Source organism: Methylobacterium sp. UNC378MF (genome assembly GCF_900103195.1).
GTDB lineage: Bacteria > Pseudomonadota > Alphaproteobacteria > Rhizobiales > Beijerinckiaceae > Methylobacterium.
Map to the genome: position 1 here is coordinate 161,206 of NZ_FMWU01000011.1, position 17,073 is coordinate 178,278.

Genomic DNA, 17,073 nt, shown 5'->3' on the forward strand with positions numbered 1-17,073 from the left:
GATGGCAGGACCGATCGCGACCGTCGGGACGGCGGCGCCCCGGACGGGGGCGGAGGCCGCACGCGAGCGGGGCGGCTACCGCCCAGCCCTGTCGCTGCTGGCGAGCCTGTTCTTCATGTGGGGCTTCATCACGGTCATCAACAACACGCTGCTGCCGCACCTGCGCAGCGTGTTCGACCTCGACTACACGCAGACGACGCTGATCGAGTCCGTCTGGTTCATCGCCTATTTCGTCGCCTCGATCCCGGCGGCCAAGCTGATCGCGCGGGTCGGCTACCAGCGCGCGCTGGTGACGGGGCTGGGCATCATGGCGCTGGGCACCTTCGGGATGATCCTGGCCGCCCACCAAGTCTCGTACGCGATCACGCTCACGGCCCTGTTCGTGATCGCCAGCGGCATCACCCTGCTGCAGGTCGCCGCGAACCCCTACGTGGCGGTGGTCGGCCCGGCCGAGAGCGCCCCGGCGCGGCTCAACCTCGTGCAGGCGTTCAACTCCCTCGGGACGACCCTGGCGCCGCTGTTCGGCGGCTACCTGATCCTTGGCCGCTCCGCCTCGGGCAACGCCGCGGCCGGGGCCACTCTGACCCCGGCCGAGCGCCTGGCCGACGCGCAGTCGGTGCAGCTGCCCTACCTGATCGTGGCGGTGATCCTCGTCGTCCTCGCGGTGATCATCGCCCGCTTCCCGCTCCCCGCGATGAGCGGTTCCGGCGGCGCGACCGCCCGGGCCGCCAAGGCCGAGCGCGCCGGCCTGTCGCTCTGGCGCCACCGCAACCTCGTGCTCGGCGTGCCGGCGATCTTCATCTACCTGATCGCCGAGATCGGGGTGTCGAACCTGTTCATCAACTTCGTGTCGCAGCCCGAGATCGGCGACCTGACCCACGCCCAGGCCTCGCGCTACCTGTTCCTGCTCTGGGGCGGCATGATGGTCGGGCGCTTCGTCGGCAGCTACCTGATGCAGCGGCGCTCGGCCGAGACCGTTCTGGCCGGCGCGGCGATCGGCGCCTGCGCGGTGATGCTGGTGGCGGCCTTCGCGACCGGCCACTCGGCGATGTGGGCGCTGATCTCGGTCGGCCTGTTCCACGCGATCATGTTCCCGACGATCTTCACCCTGGGGATCCGCGGCCTCGGCCCGCTCACCGAGGAGGGCGCCGGGCTGCTGATCATGGCGATCGCGGGCGGTTCCCTGGTGGTGGTTCAGGGCTGGGCGGCGGACCGGTTCGGGCTGCAGCGCTCCTTCCTGATCACTGCCGGCTGCGAACTCTACGTCCTCTTCTACGCGCTCTGGGGCTGCCGGATCGGCGCTGCCGCGCCGCGTCCGGCGACCGCCTGAGCGCCGGCCGGACCGGGAGCACGCCGCCATGGAGCCGCGAATCCGCATCCTCGATCGGCCCCGACGCGACCGGCTCGGCGAGGGCCCGGTCTGGGTTCCGGAGCGGGGCCTGCTGTTCTGGGTCGACATCGAGGCTCCGACCCTGAACTGGCTCGACCTCGCCGACGGCGCGACCGGCACGCGCCCGTTCCCGGAACCCTTGGGCTGGATCATCCCGCGCGCCGGCCGGCGGGACTTCATCGTCGGGCTGAAGAGCGGCTTCGCGACCTATGACCTGGAGGCCGATCGCCTCGTGCCGATCGGTGATCCCGAGCCGGACGATCCGGACAACCGCCTGAACGACGCCAAGGTCGACGGCGCCGGCCGGATCTGGGCCGGGAGCATGCACCAGGCCGAGACCGCCTTGTCGGGCTCCCTGCACCGGCTCGATCCGGACCTGACGTGGCGGCGGATGGATACCCGCTACGGCGTCGCCAACGGGCCGACCTTCAGCCGCGACGGACGGATCCTCTTTCACAGCGACAGCGCCGCCCGGACGGTCTACGCCTTCGACCTCGCCGCGGACGGGACGCTGTCGGGTAAGCGAATCTACCTGCGCTTCCCGGACGCGTGGGGCTGGCCCGACGGGATGACGACGGATGAAGAGGGCTGCCTCTGGATCGCCCATTGGGGCGGCGGCCGCCTCAGCCGCGTCGATCCCGACGGGCGCCTGATGCGCGCGATCCCCCTGCCCGCCCCCAACATCACGAGCTGCGCCTTCGCGGGCCCCGGCCTGGACCGGCTGTTCGTCACCTCGGCCTCGCGGGGCGCCGAGCACGTGCCGGAGGCCGGCGCCCTGTTCGAACTCGATGTCGGCGTGATCGGCCTGCCGCCCCGTGCCTTCAGGGGCTGACGGGCCCGGCGGGCCGGGAAAATAGTCCCCTGCGGCGATCTTCCCGGCCGACCGGCGGGACCGGTCATCCGGCGCCCGGATCGCGGGATGCCGGAGCCTCGCATGGCAACGGGTCCTGCGGATCCCGTACCGGGGGTGCCGTTCCCCGTGGCCGCGCGGTCGCGGCGAGACCCGGCTAGTACAGCACCTGCGGGTTTGCTGAAGGAATAGGCGCGGGTCCCCGCCCGCAGGGCTGCGCATACTGGCAGCCTCGCGGATCGACTGCTGTGCGATGATCCGTTGTTGTTGATAAAGAAGCGGCCGTATTTTTTTGTCTTCGCTGTTATAGTCGCGCTTACGGCCGGACAAACCCGGCTCTTAACTTGAGTTATTTCATCAAGACCGGATTCCCGATCTACATAGCTTTAAGTCCTTGCAGGGGAGTTTCCACACCTCGTGCCGGAATCCGTGCTCATTACCGGTGGTGCTGGCTTCATCGGCCGCCACCTCTCCACCGAACTGCTGCGCCGCGGCTATCGCGTGCGCGTGCTCGACAGCCTGATCGAGCAGGTCCACGGCGGCAAAAGCGGCGCCGAGGCGCTGCCGCCGGAGGTCGAGTTCCAGGTCGGCGACGTCCGCGATGGTGCGGCAGTGGCCCGCGCCTTGTCGGGTATCGACCGGGTCGTGCATCTCGCGGCCGAGGTCGGCGTCGGCCAGAGCATGTATGCGGTCGAGCGCTATGTCTCGGTCAACGATTGCGGGACGGCGGTGCTGTTCCAGCAGCTCATCGACGCGCCGGTGAAGCGCGTGGTCGTGGCCTCCTCGATGAGCATCTACGGCGAGGGGCTCTACCGCACCTCCGACGGGACGACCGCCGAGGAGGTGGTGCGCCGCCCGCGTCGGCCCGGTGAGCCCTGGGATCCCCTCGATTCCCACGGGCAGCCCATGCGGCCGATCCCGACCCCGGAATCGAAGCGCCCGGCGCTGGCCTCCGTCTATGCCCTCACTAAGTACACGCAGGAGCGCCTGACGCTGACGCTCGCCCCCGCCTACGGCATGGAAGGCGTGGCGCTGCGGCTGTGGAACGCCTACGGTCCGGGGCAGGCGCTGTCGAACCCCTATACCGGCGTGCTGGCGATCTTCGCGGCGCGCCTGCACAACGGCCAGCCGCCGATGATCTTCGAGGACGGCGCGCAGCGGCGCGACTTCGTCCACGTGGAGGACGTGGCCCGGGCCTTCGCGCTGGCCCTGGAGCACCCGGCCGCGGCCGGCCAGGTCTACAATGTCGGCAGCGGCCAGGACCGGACGGTCAGCGAGGTCGCCCGCCTGCTGGCCCATGCCATGGGCCGCGACGGAATCGAGCCGGAAGTGACCGGCCAGGCGCGGCTCGGCGACATCCGCCATTGCATCGCCGATATCGGCAAGATCCAGCGGGAACTCGGCTACGCGCCGCGCCGCGACTTCACCGAGGGGCTTGCCGAACTCGCCGCCTGGGTGGCCGAGCAGCAGGCCATCGACCGCGTCGCCGAGGCGCGGCGCGAACTCGAAGCACGCGGTCTCGTCGCGTGAGCGGCCGGCCGATCCTCGTCACCGGTGGGGCCGGATTCATCGGCGCCAACCTGTCCGACAGCCTCGCGGCGGACGGCCACACGGTGATCGTCTACGACATCCTCTCGCGCCCCGGCGTCGAGGCCAACCTCGCGTGGCTCCGGCAGCGCCACGGAAGCCGGATCATCGCGGTCGTCGCCGACATCCGGGACATCCAGGAACTCGGCCGCGCGGTGGCGGAGGCCGGCGCGGTGTTCCACTTCGCCGCGCAGGTCGCGGTGACGACGAGCCTCGTCGCCCCGCGGGCCGACATGGAGATCAACCTCCTCGGCACCGTAAACCTGCTGGAGGCCGTGCGGACGCTGCCGCGGCCGGTGCCCCTGCTCTACGCCTCGACCAACAAGGTCTACGGCGACCTGCCCGACATCGCCCTCGAGCCGATCGGCGACGCCTACCTGCCGGCCGATCCGGAGCTGCGCCGGCGCGGCATCGGCGAGGCGCGGCCCCTCGATTTCCACACGCCCTACGGTTGCTCGAAGGGCGCGGCCGACCAGTACGTCCTCGACTACGCCCGCAGCTTCGGCATCCCGGCGGCGGTGATGCGGATGAGCTGCATCTACGGCCCGCGCCAGATGGGCAACGAGGACCAGGGCTGGGTCGCCCATTTCCTGATCCGGGCGCTCGCCGGCGAGGCGGTCACGCTCTACGGCGACGGTCGGCAGGTGCGCGACATCCTGCACGTGCGCGATGTGGTGGCGGTCTACCGGGCGGCGCTCGCCCGCATCGACGATGCGGCGGGCCGGGCCTTCAATATCGGCGGCGGCCCCGGCAACGCGGTGAGCCTGCTGCAGCTCCTCGACCATGTCGGGGCGCTGCTGGGACGCCCCGTGGCGCGCAGCTTCCAGGCCTGGCGCCCGGGCGACCAGCGCTACTACGTCTCCGACACGAGCCGGGCTGTCGAGCGGCTCGGCCTCGTGCCCTTCACGGGCTGGCGCGACGGGGTCGCCGACCTCGCCGAGTGGCTGGCCGGCGCGCGCGCCCAATCCGAGGGCGCCGGTCCGATCGCAGGAGCGGCCGCATGAGAGTCGCTCTGGTCAACCCGCCCTGGGACTACCGCAACAGCATCTATTTCGGCTGCCGCGAGCCGCACCTGCCGCTCGAACTCGGCTATTCCGCCGCGCTGCTGGCGGCGTCCGGCCACGAGACTCTGCTCGTGGACGCGCATCTCGAGGGCCTGACCGCCGAGACCGCCGCCGACCGCGTGGCCGCCTTCGCCCCCGCCATGACGGTGGTGGCGACCGCCCCCACCTACTTGTTCTGGCGCTGCGCCCCCCCGGAGCTGCGGGTGCCGCGGGCCTTCCTCGACACCCTGGCGGGCCGGGGCGGGACGACCGTGGCGGTCGGGCCCCACGGCTCGGCCACTCCGCGGCCGGTCCTCGACAAGCTCGGCTGCGACATCGTCGTGCGCGGCGAGTGCGAGGAAGTCGTCGCCCGGCTCGCCGGCCTCGGCGACCTGCGCACCGAGACCCTGCGGTCCGTGCCCGCCCTCGCCTTCCGAGACGGTGAGAGCGCCCACGTCACCGGCGCGCCCCATGCCGGTCGCTTCACCGACCTTCCGGCCCTGCGCTGGCCGGAGGGCTGGATCGCGCGGCACCGGCACCACCACCACCGGTTCGACGCCGCGCCGGACGGGCCGGGGGCCGAGGTCGAGGCCTCGCGCGGCTGCCCCTACACCTGCTCGTTCTGCGCGAAGATCGATTTCCGCGATGCCTATCGTCGCCGCGACCTCGTCCACGTCCTCGACGAGATCGACGGGCTGATCGCGCAGGGTGTCACCTACGTCTACTTCGTCGACGAGATTTTCCTGCCGCAGAAGCCGCTGCTGGAGGCCCTCGTCGCCCGGGACCTGCGCTTCGGGATCCAGACCCGGATCGACCTGTGGAAGCCCGACATGCTCGACCTCCTCGGGGCAGCGGGCTGTGTCTCCATCGAGGCCGGGATCGAGAGCCTCACGGAAGCCGGCCGCGCCGCCCTCGACAAGCGCTGCCGCGCCTCGACGGACGACCTCGCCGAGCGCCTGATCCACGCCCGCCGCTCGGTGCCCTTCGTGCAGGCGAACCTCATCGCCATGGCGGGGGACGATCCCGACCTCGTGGCCACGTGGCGCGACCGCCTGCGCGGCCAGGGCGTTTGGGCGAATGACCCGGTGCCGCTCTACCCCTATCCGAGTTCCCCCGATTACCGGCGCCTCTGGGGCGCGCCCGACGACCAGGCCTGGGAGCGGGCGCACGCGCATTATCTCGGCCAGTTCGCGCAGTTCAGCGACATCCAGGACGAGCGCCCCCTGCCGCTGTCCGAGCTGGAGGCCGCATGCGGGTGCTGCTGAGCCCCTCTCGGACACCGGCGCCGCATGTCCTGATGAGCGCGGATGCGGTGGGCGGCGTCTGGCAGTACAGCCTCGACCTCGCGGCCGGCCTGATCCGGCAGGGCTTGGCCGTGACCGTCGCGGTTCTGGGGCCTGCGCCGTCCGAGGCCCGGATCGCGGTGGCTCAGGCTGACACGGGTGCGTGCATCCGCGTCACCGGGCTGCCCCTGGACTGGACCGCCGAGACGCCCGGGGCCGTGCTGGACGCCGCGGCAGCGCTCGCGAGGCTCGCCCGCGAGATCGGGGCCGACCTCGTCCACCTGCACAGCTCCGCCATGGCGCTCGCGGATTTCTCCGTTCCGGTGGCGGCCGTGTGCCATTCCTGCGTGGCGACGTGGTGGGATGCCGTCGAGACCGGGCCGCTCCCGGCCGATCTCGCGTGGCGCCACGACCTCACCGCGCGGGGCTGCCGCGCCGCCGACGCCCTCCTCGCCCCCACCCGGGCGCACGCGCTGGCGACCGCCCGGGTCTGCGGCCTCGCGCGGCCACCCGTCGTCGTCCGCAACGGCCGCGCCCCGCGCTCGGTGCCGCAGCGGGCCGCCGCGCCCGTCGCCTTCACGGCCGGCCGCCTCTGGGATCGGGCGAAGAACGCCACCGCTCTCGACCGCCTCGCCGGGCGCCTGTCGGTCCCGCTGCGCGCCGCCGGCTCCGTGGACGGGCCGAACGGCGCGCGGGTCGAGACGCGCCACCTCCAGCTTCTCGGGCGGCTCGACGATGCCGGGATCGCCGCGGAACTCGCCGGCCGCCCGGTCTTCGTGTCGCTCGCCCGCTACGAGCCGTTCGGTCTCGCCGTGCTGGAGGCCGCCGCTTCGGGCTGCGCCCTCGTCCTGTCCGACAGGCCGGGTTTTCGGGAATTGTGGGACGGCGCCGCCGCCTTCGTGGGTGCGGACGACGATGCCGCCGCAGCGAAGGCCGTGCAGGCTCTTCTGGACGATCCCGCCCGGCGCGAAGCCGCCGGGGCTGCTGCTGCCGATCGCGCTGCCCGCTACGGCGTCGAGGCGATGACCGAGGGTGTGCTCGGCGTCTTGCGCGGCCTCCTCGCCGGGGCGCCGGCGCAGCTCGGCGGAGCCGCCGCATGAGGATCGCCTATTTCACTCACTCGCTGGCCTCGTGCTGGAATCACGGCAACGCGCATTTCCTGCGCGGCGTCCTGCGGGAGCTGATGGCGCAGGGCCACAGCGTCGCGGCTTACGAGCCCCAGGGCGCCTGGAGCCTCGAGAATCTCCTGCGCGATCACGGCGCGGCCGGCCTCGACGCCTACCGGACGGCCTATCCGGAGCTCGGCTCCGAGCGCTACGCGGCGATCGACGCGGTGGTCGAGCGCGTGGCCGAGTGCGACCTCGTGCTGGTCCATGAGTGGAGCGAGCCGGCCCTGGTGGCGGCCCTGGGCGCCGCCCGGCGCCGCGGGGCGCGCTACACGCTCCTGTTCCACGACACACACCACCGGGCGGTGAGCGCGCCGGAGGAGATGAAGCGCTTCGACCTCGACGGCTACGACGGCGTGCTCGCCTTTGGCGAGACCCTCGCCGCCGTCTACCGGGCGAAAGGGTGGGGCCGCCGCGCCTTCGTCTGGCACGAGGCGGCCGATACCCGCCTGTTCCACCCGCCCGTCGAGGAGGGCGCCCGCGCCGGCCTCATCTGGATCGGCAATTGGGGCGACGACGAGCGCAGCGCGGAGCTCGAGACTTACCTGTTCCGCCCGGCCGCGCAGGTCGGCCTGCCCCTCGACGTCTACGGTGTGCGCTATCCCGAGGCGGCGCTCGCGACCCTGAGGCGCTACGGCGCGGTCTATCACGGCTGGGCCGCGAACGCCGCCGCGCCCGGACTGTTCGCCCGCCATCTCGCCACGGTCCACGTGCCCCGGCGCTTCTACGTGGAGCGCCTGCCGGGCATCCCGACGATCCGGGTGTTCGAGGCCCTGGCCTGCGGCATTCCCCTGGTCTGCGCCCCCTGGGACGATGCCGAAGCGCTGTTCCGTCCGGGCCAGGACTATCGCGTGGCCCGCACCGGTGCCGAGATGGAGAGCCACTTGCGCGCCCTGGGGGCCGATCCCGACCTGCGGCAGGCGCTTGCGGCCTCCGGCCTCGCCACGATCCGGGCACGCCACACCTGCGCGCACCGGGCCGAGGAGCTTCTGTCCATCGCCGAGAGCCTGCGGGCGCCCGCCACCCTGGAGGCCACCGCGTGAGAATAGCCTTCTACGGCTCCTCCCTGCTGTCGTCCTACTGGAACGGCGCCGCGACCTATTACCGGGGCATGCTCGCCGCCCTGGCGCAGCATGGCCACACGATCACATTCTACGAGCCGGATGCCTTCGACCGACAGCAGCACAGGGACATCGAGTCCCCGCCCTACGCGGCCGTGACGGTCTACCCGGCGACCATCGAGGCGGCGCGCGCGGTCATCGCCGAGGCGGCGCAAGCCGACGTGGTCGTGAAGGCGAGCGGCGTCGGCGTGTTCGACGATGAATTGCTCGCGGGCGTGATCGCCGCCTCCCGCCCCGAGGCAGTGCGGATCTTCTGGGACGTGGACGCCCCGGCGACGCTTGCCGAGATGCGCGCCAACCCGGACCATGCCCTGCGCCGCGCCCTGCCGGATCTCGACCTAGTGCTCACCTACGGAGGCGGGCCGCCGGTGGTCTCGGCCTATGCGGGGTTCGGCGCCCGCGCCTGCATCCCGATCTACAACGCCCTGGACCCGGAGACGCATTTTCCGGTGCCGCCGGAGCCGCGCTTTTCCGCCGACCTCGCCTTCCTGGGCAACCGCCTGCCGGACCGCGAGGCCCGCGTCGAAAAGTTCTTTCTGGCCGCGGCGGCCCGGCTGCCGGAGCGGAGCTTCCTGATCGGCGGCAACGGCTGGGAGAGCCGTGGCCTGCCGCTGAATGTCCGGCATCTCGGCCACGTCTATACGCGCGAGCACAACGCCTTCAACACGACGCCCTTGGCAGTCCTGAACATCGCCCGCGACAGCATGGCGGCGGTGGGCTTCTCCCCCGCCACCCGGGTGTTCGAGGCCGCCGGCGCCGGCGCCTGCCTGATCACCGATGCCTGGGAGGGCCTCGGCCTGTTCCTCGATGAGGGCACCGAGGTGCTGGTTGCCCGGGACGGCCGCGACGTCGCCGACCACGTCGCCGCCCTTACCCCGGAGCGGGCCCGCGCCATCGGCGAGGCCGCGCGTTGGCGCATCGTTGCCGAGCACACCTATGCGCGCCGGGCCGTCGAGGTCGACGCGACCCTGCGCGAGACGGCGGCCCGCAAGGCCGAGACCGCGGCGGACGCCACCCGACGGAGCGTCGCGTGAGCGCGGTCCCGATGCGCTTGGTCGTCCTGGGGCTCAGCCTGTCCTCCTCCTGGGGGAACGGTCATGCGACCACCTACCGGGCGCTGCTCAGAGCCTTCGCGGATCGCGGCCACGACGTGCTGTTCCTGGAGCGCGACGTGCCCTGGTACGCCGCCCACCGCGACCTGCCCGATCCGGGCTTCTGCGACCTCGCCCTGTACGCCGATCTCGACGGGCTCGAACAGCAGCGCGCCGCGATCGCCGGAGCGGATGCCGTGATCGTCGGCTCCTACGTGCCGGACGGCATCGCGGCCGGCGCGCGGGTGCTCGACTGGGCGCGGGGCGTCCGCGCCTTCTACGACATCGATACGCCGGTGACCCTGGCGGCCCTGGAGGCCGGCACCTGCGCGTATCTCGCGGCCGACCAGATCCGCGCCTACGACCGCTACCTGTCCTTCACGGGCGGCCCGACCCTCCGGTGCCTGGAGCGGGTCTACGGGGCACCGGCCGCCCGGGCCCTCTACTGCTCGGTCGATCCCGAAGCCTATCCGATCCTCGACCGACCGGCGCGCTACGATCTGAGCTATCTCGGGACCTACAGCCCGGACCGGCAGCCCACGCTGGAGCGCCTGCTGCTCGAGCCGGCCCGCCGCGCCCCGGACCTGCGCTTCGCGGTTGCCGGCCCGCAATACCCCGCGGACATCGACTGGCCCGCCAATGTCGAGCGCATCGAGCACCTGCCGCCGGACCGGCACCCGGATTTCTATGCGGCGAGCCGCTACACGCTGAACGTCACCCGCGCCGACATGGTCCGGGCTGGCTGGAGCCCGAGCGTACGCCTGTTCGAGGCAGGCGCCTGCGGCACGCCGGTGATCTCCGACCGCTGGGACGGGCTCGACACGCTGCTCGTGCCGGAGCGCGAGATCCTGTTGCCCGGCGGCTCGGACGAGGTCCTGGCCATCCTGCGCGGGCGCACCGAGGCGGATCGGCGGAGCCTCGGTGCGGCCGCCCGCGCGGCGATCCTCGCGCGGCACACCGCCGCCGCCCGCGCCGAGGAACTCGAACGTTTCCTCGGCGAGGCGCGCGCGCAGCCCGGATCGGCGCGTTCCGCCGCGCCCGATCTCGCGATCATCGGTCACTAGGCACTCGGGAGAATGATGGTGGAAACCAGGAGCGGCATCCGAGTCCTCGTCGCCGGCGGCGCCGGGTTCATCGGCTCGCATCTGATCGACGCGCTCCTCGCCGACGGCGCGCGGGTCACCTGTGTCGACAGCCTGCTGACCGGCCGGCGCGCGAACCTCGCGCATCTCGCCCAGGAGCCGCGCTTCGACTTCATCGACGCGGACGTGACGGAGCCGCTGCCGTCGCTGCCGCGGGTCGATTGGGTGTTCAACCTCGCCTGCGCGGCCTCGCCGCCGCATTACCAGGCCGACCCGGTCCACACGATGATGACCAGCGTGCTGGGCACCGGCCGGCTGCTGGAATTCGCCCGGGATGCCGGGGCGCGCTTCCTCCAGGCCTCGACCAGCGAGGTCTATGGCGATCCGGAGCGGCACCCGCAGCAGGAATCCTACTGGGGCAACGTGAACCCGACCGGGCCGCGGGCCTGCTACGACGAGGGCAAGCGCTCCGCCGAGACGCTGACCTTCGATTTCGAGCGGCGGCACAGCCTCGACATCCGGGTGGCGCGGATCTTCAACACCTACGGGCCGCGGATGCGCGCCGATGACGGCCGCGTCGTCTCCAACGTGATCTGCCAAGCGCTCGCGGGCGACGACATCACGGTCTACGGCAACGGCGAGCAGACCCGCTCCTTCTGCTACGTCAGCGACCTCGTGGACGGACTCCTCCGGCTGATGGCGGCCGAGACGCCCCTCGACGGGCCGGTCAATCTCGGCAATCCCCGCGAGATGACGGTCGGCGAGCTGGTCGACCTCGTCGTGCGCATGACCGAGACCCCATCCCGGATCGTGCGCCGGCCGCTCCCGGTGGACGATCCCCAGCGCCGCCGCCCGGACATCACCCGCGCCGAGACCCTGCTCGGCTGGTCTCCCAAGGTGCCGCTCGAGGAAGGTCTGGAGGCGACGATCGCGTGGTTCTCCCGCGAGATCGCCCCGCGCCGGGCTCGGCCCGCGATCGAGGAGCGCGCCGTTGTCGCCGGCTGAGCCACGCCCCAGGCGGCCGAGGCGCTGATGGCCGCCTCCCCCATCCGCGTCGGCCTCGTCGGGATCGGCAACTGCGCCTCGTCCTTCGTGCAGGGGCTGCACCATTACCGCGACGCGGCTCCCGACGAGACCGTACCGGGCCTGATGTCGCCGGATCTCGGCGGCTACCGGGTGCGCGACATCACGGTCGTCGCGGCCTTCGACGTCAGCGCCGCCAAGGTGGGACGGGATCTCGCCGCCGCGATCCTGGCCGAGCCCAACAACACGCAGATCTTCGCCGCTGTGCCGGAGGCCGGCGTCACGGTGCGGCGCGGGCCGACCCATGACGGTATCGGCCGCTACCTGGAGGGCGTGATCGCGGAATCGCCCGAGCCCGTGGCCGACGTGGTCGCCGAATTGCGGCGCACCGGAACGCAGGTGCTCGTCTCCTACCTGCCGGTGGGCTCCCAGGCGGCCACCGAATTCTACGCGGAATGCGCCCTGCAGGCCGGCTGCGCCTTCGTGAATTGCATCCCGGTCTTCATCGCGTCCAACCCGGAATGGGCGGAGCGCTTCGCCGCCAGAGGGCTGCCGATCGTCGGCGACGACATCAAGAGCCAGGTCGGCGCCACCATCGTGCACCGGGTGTTGGCGAACCTGATGCGCGAGCGGGGCGTGCGGCTCGACCGGACCTACCAGCTCAATTTCGGCGGCAATGCCGACTTCCTGAACATGCTCGAGCGCGAGCGGCTGGAATCGAAGAAGCTCTCCAAGACCCGGGCGGTGACGAGCCAGCTCGATGCGCCGCTGGCGCCGGGCGACGTCCATGTCGGCCCGAGCGACCACGTTCCGTGGCTGACCGACCGGAAATGGGCGCATATCCGGCTGGAGGGCACCGCCTTCGGCGGCGTGCCGCTCAACATCGAACTGAAGCTCGAAGTGTGGGATTCGCCGAACTCCGCCGGCATCGTGATCGACGCGGTGCGCTGCGCCCGCCTCGCCCTCGACCGGGGTCTCGGCGGTGCGCTCGAGGGTCCGTCCAGCTACTTCATGAAGTCGCCGCCGCGGCAATTCACCGACACGGAGGCGCGGGCGCGGACCCAGCGCTTCGTGGCCGGCGAGGAGGCGTGATGGGGGACCCGGACGGGCGGGGCGCCGCCCCCCATTCCCCGCATGCCGGGAGAGGTCCGCACGGACCCCGTCGTCCGTACGCGACCCACCCGGCGCCGCCCCCTCACCTTCGGCTGCCGCCTCGCTTCATGCCCCGACAAGGGGGCATGAAGCCCTCTCCCCGCATGCGGGGAGAGGGGATGAACCCATGGGGTGCGGCGCGTCGCGAAAGCCGGACTGCCCCATGAGGCAGGTCTTCCTCGTCCGCCACGGCAGCCACGACCGGCTCGGGCGGATCCTGTGCGGGCGCATGCCGGGCGTGTCCTTGAGCGAAACCGGCCGCGCCGAGGCCCAGGCCCTCGCCCGCTCCCTCGCCCGCCGCCTCGCCGGGACCGGCGCCGGCACCCTGCTGGCGAGCCCGCGCGACCGCACCGCCGAGACCGCCGCGCCGATCGCCGCAGCCCTCGGGCTCACGGTCGAGGCCGAGCCCGACCTCGACGAGATCGAGACTGGCGCCTGGACGGGCCGCGGCTTCGACGAGCTCGCGGCCGATCCCCTCTGGGCGGCCTGGAACGCGGAGCGCGCTGCCGCCCGCCCGCCGGGCGGCGAGAGCATGGCCGAGGCGCAGATGCGCGTCGGCCGGGTCCTCGACCGCTTCGCCGCGGATGGTGCCCCCGTTATCCTGGTGAGCCACGGTGACGTGATCCGAGCCGCGCTCCTCAAGATCCTCGGCCTCGGCCTCGACGCCTACGACCGGATCGTCGTCGATCCGGCCTCCTGCAGCGAACTCGCCCTCTGGCCCGGCGGCGGGCGGGTGGTGTCGATCAACGAACGGACCGCTCCATGACGGCTGCAGACCTGCGCCGGCAGGCCGACGCCCTCGGCCCCTGGTTCCACAACATCGACCTCGGCGACGGGGTCTGGACCGCCCCGGACCATTTCCTCGGCGACTATCCGAATATGAAGTGGCGGCGCTTCGCCGACGCGCTGCCCGCCGACCTCACCGGCAAGAGCGTCCTCGACATCGGCTGCAACGGCGGCTTCTACGCCATCGCGATGAAGCAGCGCGGCGCGGCCCGCGTGCTCGGCCTCGATTCCGACGCGCGCTACCTCGACCAGGCCCGCTTCGCCGCTTCCCATCTCGGTCACGACATCGAGTTCCGCAACCTCTCCGTCTACGATGTCGGCGCGCTCGGCGAGCGGTTCGACGTCGTGCTGTTCATGGGCGTGCTCTACCACCTGCGCCACCCGCTGCTCGCCCTCGATCTGATCCGCGAGCACGTGGCCGGCGACCTCTTGGTGTTCCAGTCCATGCTGCGCGGCAGCCGGGCGGTCGAGCCGGTCGCCGAGGATTACGAGTTCTGGGACATGGACCAGTTCGAGCGGCCCGGTTACCCGCGGATGCACTTCGTCGAGCGCGCCTACGCGCATGACTGGACGAACTGGTGGATCCCCAACCGCGCCGGCATCGAGGCGATGCTGCGGGCGAGCGGCTTCGCCATCGAGGCTCAGCCCGAGGCGGAGGTCTATCTCTGCCGCACCGCGCCGGTCCCTTACGGGCTGGGGGCCGAATACCCCGCGCGGTCGAAATTCGACGCACGCGGGGGAACGCGATGATCGACTCGGTGATGCTCTGGAACGAGCCCAACAACAAGTCGCACTGGGACCCGGAACTCGACCCGGACTGGCTGCTCTTCGCCGAGATGGCCAAGGAGGCGGGCCACGCGGTCCGGGCGGCGAACCCGAACCTGATCCGCGTGCTCGGCGGCATCTCGCCGATCGACCCGGTCTTCATCCGCAACATGGAGAGGCGCGGCGTCCTCGACGCCGTCGACGCCGTGGCGGTGCACGGCTTCCCCCTCGACTGGAACCTGTGGTCGATCCACGACTGGCCGGCCAAGCTGGAGGAGATCCGCGCCGTCACCGACCTGCCGGTCTGGGTCTCGGAGGTCGGCGTCTCGACCTTCGGCGCCGAGGAGGTGCAGGATTGGGGTCTGCGCCGGACCCTCGAACTGCTCGCCGGTCGGGCGCCACGGATCCACTGGTACAGCCTCTACGACCTGCCGCGGGAATGGGAGGCGACCACCCGCCACAAGGAGGCCGAGGGCTCCTCCTACTACCGGCACTTCCACATGGGCCTGCTGCGCCAGGACGGCACACCGAAGATCGCCCTGGAGAGCTTCGCCCGCCACACTCCCGAGATCGGCCTGTGCCAGTGGTTCCACTTCGAGGATCACCGGCTCGACGACGCGGTGACGTGGATGAAGCGGCTCGGCGTCCGGTATCTCCGCACCGGCCTGTCCTGGGCCGACAGCTTCCGCCCCGGGGCGCTCGACTGGTTCGACCGGCAGATGGCGGCGCTGCAGGATTTCGACGTCACCGTCACCTTCTGCTTCACCCCGGAGCACCGGGGCATCTCGCCCCACCACACCAGTGCGCCGCTGGTCCGCGCCGAATTCGCGGAATTCTGCGCCGCCATGGTCCGCCGCTACGCCCCCGGACCTATGCCCGGCGCGACCTGGTAGCGCGCGGTCGCGGGATCTTGCGCCGGCCTCATCCGGATGGGGGATGCGCGCGCCCCGCTCCGGCTCTAAGATCGTGGCTTCTCCGAGACGAGATCACCTCCAGCCCGCCCGGCCCGGCCGCGGCGGGCTTCTTGTCGGACGCCGCGAAGCGGCGCTACCGCCGGATCGGCAGCCGGTGGACGGAGCGCCCGGAGCTGTCGCGCACGACCAGGCTCCAGGCCCGGGTGGGATCGGCCGCGCAGACCTCATCGGCCATCTCGGCGACGACGCTGCGTGCCTCGGCCAGGGCCTCGTCCAGGCTGATGACCTCCACGCCGTCCTCGTCGCGGATCGTCTCCTCGGCGCTCTCGACGTCGAAGTAGAAGCGCTCGGACACCGACCTCCCCCCTGCTGCCGCCCTGTGGCGGTCGTCCAGATATCACGACGTAGTGCGAAACACGACTGGGACAGGTCTTGGGTCGGATAAACCTTAATGCATTTAAAACATGAATTCACCCGCATCTACGCGAGGCGGATGGGATTTCCCTCAAGTTATCAATTATAGGACTCCGGAACGTCCCCCCTGCCGTTGTCCGACGGTTTGGTGCGGTGGCGTTCCTGAGCCGGGGCCCGTGACATGTCGACCTCCGCCAACCCGCCCAACCCGAGCGCCGAGAACGCCACGCTGCGCAAAGACAAGCTGCGCGCGCATATCAGAAGTGTCTTGTCGACGATCCGGCCTCATCATAGGGGCCGCGGGTCCGCGTCGATGCGGGCCTCGGGATATGCCTTTGGAGGGTGGTTCTGCGGCGTGGCTGCGGCATCGGTCCCGCTTTTTAGGTAGCAACGCTCCGTCCAAGGGATGTGTTTCTTGAGGCGCCGCAATCCGGCGCTTCGAACGGCGTCCCATGGCAGAGAACACCCGACTCCGATCCCATATTCGTGGCGTGCTGCTCAGATTGATGCAGTTGCTGCGCGAGCGGGCCGGCTGACGGGGTTCGTCTCGGAGGCCGGGCCCGATTAACCGCGGCCAGTGTCCGGTCCGCCGCTCGGCGGACCGGATTTTTCGGTCGGCGCCTCAGCCCGCTTGGCCGCCCATCATCGCCTGCATCCGGGAAAGCCGGGCGATGTGCAGGTTGATAAGCGGCAGGGCGCCGCGGGCGATTGCGCGCAGGCCCGGATCCTCGCCCGCCTGGGCGTAGGAGCCGTGGATGCCGAGTGCCTCCTGGTGACCCTGGAGCGAGGCGTTCACGAAGGTGGCGTCGTATTGCGGCCCCGGCGGCATGGCGGAGAGCTGCGCCAGGATCTGCGCCTTCTGCGCGTCGGTGGTCATGCCCTGGGCCGAGGGCGGGACGCCGAGCACGCCGCCGGCGATACCCGTCGCCGCGTTCACTGCGGTGCCGGCCACCGCCACAGGTGCTGCGACGAGGCCGCCGATCAGGCCGCCCGGGCCTGCCGCGGCGGGGCCGGGGACCGGGGCGCCGCCCGTATAGGCGTTGATCTTGCGGGCGAGGTTCACCTGTTCGACGACCTCGGCGCGGGCGAATTTCTTGACGCCGGGATTGGCGGTCTTCGCGTGGGCGTCGCGGGCCGTGTTCTCCAGGAACAGGCCGCCGGCGGTGGCCATCTGGAGATAGGCGCCGGTCGGGATCGCGCCGGCCGGCGTGACTTGCGCGATGGCGGTGCGCGTGACCGCCAGGGCGGCGGTGGCGCCCAGCATCGTGGTGAGGAGATCGCGACGGTGCATCATGAGATAGGCTTCCGGATTGGGTGAGGCACCCGACGCCCCGATCATCGCTTGAGGTGCTGCCCGGCGAACCGCACAGGGCGGACAAGGTTCCTGTCGGCGGGCGCGCGGCGCT

At 71.6% G+C, this 17,073-nt stretch carries 16 protein-coding genes; 14 read left to right on the forward strand and 2 right to left on the reverse strand.

The features are described 5' to 3' along the window. Position 1 precedes the first annotated feature (1 nt). The 14 genes from BLT59_RS13665 (at position 2) to BLT59_RS13730 (ending at position 15,232) form a co-directional block, all read left to right on the forward strand. Positions 2–1,330 (forward strand): sugar MFS transporter, encoded by a 1,329-nt coding sequence (locus tag BLT59_RS13665; RefSeq protein ID WP_091780711.1) that lies wholly within the window; start codon positions 2–4, stop codon positions 1,328–1,330. A gap of 28 nt (positions 1,331–1,358) precedes the next feature. Next, entirely contained in the window at positions 1,359–2,222 is an 864-nt protein-coding gene (locus tag BLT59_RS13670; protein ID WP_091780714.1) for an SMP-30/gluconolactonase/LRE family protein, read from the forward strand. A 435-nt stretch (positions 2,223–2,657) separates the two neighbouring features. Further along, complete coding sequence (locus BLT59_RS13675) at positions 2,658–3,770, forward strand: NAD-dependent epimerase/dehydratase family protein (protein WP_091780717.1); 1,113 nt, start codon at positions 2,658–2,660, stop codon at positions 3,768–3,770. Next, positions 3,767–4,831 (forward strand): SDR family NAD(P)-dependent oxidoreductase, encoded by a 1,065-nt coding sequence (locus tag BLT59_RS13680; protein WP_091780720.1) that lies wholly within the window; start codon positions 3,767–3,769, stop codon positions 4,829–4,831. The genes BLT59_RS13675 and BLT59_RS13680 overlap by 4 nt, the downstream gene beginning before the upstream one ends. Beyond that, positions 4,828–6,135, forward strand: coding sequence for a TIGR04295 family B12-binding domain-containing radical SAM protein (locus BLT59_RS13685; protein WP_091780723.1), 1,308 nt, complete (start codon positions 4,828–4,830; stop codon positions 6,133–6,135). Before BLT59_RS13680 ends, BLT59_RS13685 begins: the two co-directional genes overlap by 4 nt. Continuing rightward, on the forward strand, positions 6,120–7,253 hold the full coding sequence (locus BLT59_RS13690; RefSeq protein ID WP_091780726.1) for a glycosyltransferase family 4 protein: 1,134 nt from the start codon (positions 6,120–6,122) through the stop codon (positions 7,251–7,253). Before BLT59_RS13685 ends, BLT59_RS13690 begins: the two co-directional genes overlap by 16 nt. Next, a complete protein-coding gene (locus tag BLT59_RS13695) occupies positions 7,250–8,362 on the forward strand; it encodes a CgeB family protein (RefSeq protein WP_091780729.1) in 1,113 nt (370 codons plus the stop codon). Before BLT59_RS13690 ends, BLT59_RS13695 begins: the two co-directional genes overlap by 4 nt. Continuing rightward, positions 8,359–9,474 carry a CgeB family protein gene (locus BLT59_RS13700; protein WP_091780733.1) on the forward strand — a complete coding sequence of 372 codons (1,116 nt, stop codon included), beginning with the start codon at positions 8,359–8,361 and terminating at the stop codon, positions 9,472–9,474. Before BLT59_RS13695 ends, BLT59_RS13700 begins: the two co-directional genes overlap by 4 nt. Further along, positions 9,471–10,595, forward strand: coding sequence for a CgeB family protein (locus BLT59_RS13705; protein ID WP_091780737.1), 1,125 nt, complete (start codon positions 9,471–9,473; stop codon positions 10,593–10,595). Before BLT59_RS13700 ends, BLT59_RS13705 begins: the two co-directional genes overlap by 4 nt. A gap of 15 nt (positions 10,596–10,610) precedes the next feature. Beyond that, positions 10,611–11,618: a UDP-glucuronic acid decarboxylase family protein gene (locus BLT59_RS13710; RefSeq protein ID WP_091780860.1), complete on the forward strand. Its 1,008-nt coding sequence runs from the start codon at positions 10,611–10,613 to the stop codon at positions 11,616–11,618. A gap of 27 nt (positions 11,619–11,645) precedes the next feature. Further along, positions 11,646–12,728: an inositol-3-phosphate synthase gene (locus BLT59_RS13715; protein WP_091780740.1), complete on the forward strand. Its 1,083-nt coding sequence runs from the start codon at positions 11,646–11,648 to the stop codon at positions 12,726–12,728. A 223-nt stretch (positions 12,729–12,951) separates the two neighbouring features. Further along, positions 12,952–13,554 (forward strand): histidine phosphatase family protein, encoded by a 603-nt coding sequence (locus tag BLT59_RS13720; protein ID WP_091780743.1) that lies wholly within the window; start codon positions 12,952–12,954, stop codon positions 13,552–13,554. Beyond that, positions 13,551–14,324 carry a TIGR04290 family methyltransferase gene (locus BLT59_RS13725; RefSeq protein ID WP_091780747.1) on the forward strand — a complete coding sequence of 258 codons (774 nt, stop codon included), beginning with the start codon at positions 13,551–13,553 and terminating at the stop codon, positions 14,322–14,324. Before BLT59_RS13720 ends, BLT59_RS13725 begins: the two co-directional genes overlap by 4 nt. Next, entirely contained in the window at positions 14,321–15,232 is a 912-nt protein-coding gene (locus tag BLT59_RS13730; RefSeq protein ID WP_091780750.1) for a glycoside hydrolase 5 family protein, read from the forward strand. Before BLT59_RS13725 ends, BLT59_RS13730 begins: the two co-directional genes overlap by 4 nt. A gap of 154 nt (positions 15,233–15,386) precedes the next feature. Here BLT59_RS13730 and BLT59_RS13735 read toward each other — a convergent pair whose 3' ends face one another. Both BLT59_RS13735 and BLT59_RS13745 read right to left on the reverse strand, forming a co-directional pair. Further along, the gene (locus BLT59_RS13735) at positions 15,387–15,608 is read right to left on the reverse strand and encodes a DUF6894 family protein (RefSeq protein ID WP_091780753.1); all 222 of its coding nucleotides are present in this window, start codon (positions 15,606–15,608) and stop codon (positions 15,387–15,389) included. Positions 15,609–16,289: 681 nt separating this feature from the next. After that, positions 16,290–16,958: a DUF4142 domain-containing protein gene (locus BLT59_RS13745; RefSeq protein WP_091780863.1), complete on the reverse strand. Its 669-nt coding sequence runs from the start codon at positions 16,956–16,958 to the stop codon at positions 16,290–16,292. Positions 16,959–17,073: the final 115 nt, after the last annotated feature.

Excerpts from the sequence above, each read along its gene's own strand:
- BLT59_RS13665 (WP_091780711.1), top strand. The coding sequence starts at position 2 with ATGGCAGGACCGATCGCGACCGTCGGGACGGCGGCGCCCCGGACGGGG.
- BLT59_RS13670 (WP_091780714.1), top strand. The coding sequence starts at position 1,359 with ATGGAGCCGCGAATCCGCATCCTCGATCGGCCCCGACGCGACCGGCTC.
- BLT59_RS13685 (WP_091780723.1), top strand. The coding sequence starts at position 4,828 with ATGAGAGTCGCTCTGGTCAACCCGCCCTGGGACTACCGCAACAGCATC.
- BLT59_RS13690 (WP_091780726.1), top strand. The coding sequence starts at position 6,120 with ATGCGGGTGCTGCTGAGCCCCTCTCGGACACCGGCGCCGCATGTCCTG.
- BLT59_RS13695 (WP_091780729.1), top strand. The coding sequence starts at position 7,250 with ATGAGGATCGCCTATTTCACTCACTCGCTGGCCTCGTGCTGGAATCAC.
- BLT59_RS13710 (WP_091780860.1), top strand. The coding sequence starts at position 10,611 with ATGGTGGAAACCAGGAGCGGCATCCGAGTCCTCGTCGCCGGCGGCGCC.
- BLT59_RS13715 (WP_091780740.1), top strand. The coding sequence starts at position 11,646 with ATGGCCGCCTCCCCCATCCGCGTCGGCCTCGTCGGGATCGGCAACTGC.
- BLT59_RS13720 (WP_091780743.1), top strand. The coding sequence starts at position 12,952 with ATGAGGCAGGTCTTCCTCGTCCGCCACGGCAGCCACGACCGGCTCGGG.
- BLT59_RS13725 (WP_091780747.1), top strand. The coding sequence starts at position 13,551 with ATGACGGCTGCAGACCTGCGCCGGCAGGCCGACGCCCTCGGCCCCTGG.
- BLT59_RS13730 (WP_091780750.1), top strand. The coding sequence starts at position 14,321 with ATGATCGACTCGGTGATGCTCTGGAACGAGCCCAACAACAAGTCGCAC.
- BLT59_RS13745 (WP_091780863.1), bottom strand. The coding sequence starts at position 16,958 with ATGCACCGTCGCGATCTCCTCACCACGATGCTGGGCGCCACCGCCGCC.